This window comes from Vibrio sp. 1562, assembly GCF_033340155.1.
In the GTDB taxonomy this organism is placed as follows: Bacteria; Pseudomonadota; Gammaproteobacteria; order Enterobacterales; family Vibrionaceae; genus Vibrio; species Vibrio alginolyticus.
The window spans coordinates 1-662 of record NZ_JAWOVY010000410.1 but is presented as its reverse complement, the minus strand read 5'-3'; the positions used below and the strand labels follow the sequence as shown (position 1 = coordinate 662).

General features: G+C 48.2%; 1 protein-coding gene. It reads left to right on the top strand.

Translation table 11 applies throughout. The features are described 5' to 3' along the window. The first annotated feature begins 4 nt into the window (after positions 1-4). Positions 5-484 (top strand): peptide-methionine (S)-S-oxide reductase, encoded by a 480-nt coding sequence (locus R7Z49_RS25495; RefSeq protein ID WP_025524054.1) that lies wholly within the window; start codon positions 5-7, stop codon positions 482-484. The last annotated feature ends 178 nt before the right edge of the window (positions 485-662 follow it).

The following is a 662-nucleotide window of genomic DNA, read 5'->3' as shown; positions in this document are numbered from 1 at the left end:
AATGATGGAAGAGATTTACTTCGCAGGCGGCTGCCTTTGGGGCGTGCAAGAATTTATGCGCCACCTTCCGGGCGTAATCAGCACCGAAGCTGGACGCGCAAATGGCAAGACGGATAACACTCAATCCGAATACGATGGCTACGCAGAATGCGTTCGCACCGAGTTTGATCCAAGCCAAGTGTCGGTTGAAACCTTAATGGGCTATTTCTTTGAAATCATCGACCCATATAGCATCAACAAGCAAGGTGAAGACGTAGGCGAAAAGTACCGTACAGGTGTCTATAGCCAAAACGAACAACACCTGGCCATTGCTAAAGCTTTTATCGCAGAAAGACCAGATGCCGATCAGATCGCTGTAGAAGTGCTGCCGCTTACAAACTATGTACCAAGTGATGATGAGCACCAAGACCGACTCACGCGCTTTCCAAACGACTACTGCCATATCCCGTTAGATTTGCTGCATAAGTACAAAAATCCGTCTTAATGGATAAGCCAAATCCAGCGTACTAACCCCTCCTAACCTCCCCTTGGCTTCAGATTCGGAGCTGACATTCGCCAATGTGTCTCAAGGGGAGGGACTAACTAAGTTCACTAGCAGTTCTCCTAAGCCATCACTCTGCTCCGTGACGAAGGAACGTGGTGATAAATCTATTGCCAATGAG